Origin of the sequence: Rhodopirellula europaea 6C (genome assembly GCF_000338295.1) — a bacterium.
Classification (GTDB): domain Bacteria; phylum Planctomycetota; class Planctomycetia; order Pirellulales; family Pirellulaceae; genus Rhodopirellula; species Rhodopirellula europaea.
The window spans coordinates 1-1,246 of sequence record NZ_ANMO01000239.1 but is presented as its reverse complement, the minus strand read 5'-3'; the positions used below and the strand labels follow the sequence as shown (position 1 = coordinate 1,246).

2 protein-coding genes are annotated in these 1,246 nt (G+C 51.9%); both read left to right on the top strand.

Going from position 1 to position 1,246, the window contains the following annotated elements:
- Positions 1-218, top strand: a 218-nt coding sequence (locus tag RE6C_RS33135) for a hypothetical protein (protein WP_236618527.1), incomplete at its 5' end; no start/stop codon positions are given.
- Positions 146-1,246, top strand: a 1,101-nt coding sequence (locus RE6C_RS25560; protein ID WP_236618526.1) for an ISAs1 family transposase, incomplete at its 3' end; no start/stop codon positions are given. The genes RE6C_RS33135 and RE6C_RS25560, both read left to right, overlap by 73 nt.

The window sequence follows — 1,246 nt, the reverse complement described above, 5'->3', positions numbered from 1 at the left end:
CAGGGCCGACGCGCACTCTAGGCAAACTGGGCTGGCGCGGTAGCAATATACGCGATCCTGGTTTCATCGACTTTGTGTCCTTGAAATCACAATTGGAGCGATCGCGTTGGCCAAGAAAAAGAAAACCGATTTCGATGTCGAAAGCATCCTGCAAGACTTTGCTGATCTGCCTGATCCTCGATCGCATATTAATCAGCGGCACCTTCTTGGAGACGTGATCGTTATCAGCATCATGGCAGTCATCGCTGGTGCTGAAGGCCCCAAGGCAATCGGTGTGTGGGCCAAGAGCAATGAGGATTGGCTAACCGATCGACTTCAACTGCCTAATGGAATTCCATCGCATGACACGATTGGTCGTGTGTTGATGACAATCAAACCATCTGCGTTCCAAGTGTGCTTTGAACGTTGGATCAAGCGTCTCTCGGGCAACCGCGAAAAGGGTGAACTGGATGTCATTGCCATTGATGGCAAGGCTCTGCGTCGCAGTCACGACAAGGCTGCTGACCTCGGCCCACTCTTTCTTGTCAGTGCTTGGGCTGTCCAACGTGGTATCAGCCTGGGGCAGCTTGCAACGGAAGAAAAGTCCAATGAAATCACTGCAATCCCGGAGCTTTTAGATCAAATCGAAATTGCAGATTCTGTGGTCACGATCGATGCAGCGGGATGCCAAAAGAACATCGCTGCAAAGATCATCGACTCCAAAGGCAACTACGTCCTCGCTCTCAAAGGGAACCAAGGAACACTTCACGATGCGGTGATCGAGTACATCGTCGGGCATATGGAAAACGACTTCCGTGATGTGCCAGCTCGCAGATACACCGAGCGACTCAAAGGACATGGACGCAAGGATGAGCTTGTTTACTATCAACTTCCGGTGCCCGATGACTTGATTGGCCGAGAGAAGTGGAAAGGCATGAAGACAATCGGCGTTGTCATTCGAATGAGCGAAAATGGCAAGAAGTTCACAACGGATGTTCGGTATTACATCAGCTCACTTGCGTTGGGCGTGAAGCGGTATGCCGCGTGTGTCCGAGGGCACTGGGGAATCGAGAACACGCTTCACTGGTGTCTGGATGTCACGTTCCGTGAGGATGAGAATCGAGTTCGCAATCGGACGCTCGCGGACAATCTGGCTTGGCTAAAACGCTTCGCGATCAGCCTGCTAAAACAAGTTGACGACAAAGAAAGCATCGCCATGCGTCGACGAATGGCGGGCTGGAACACGAACTTCCTCGCGCAAGTCCTT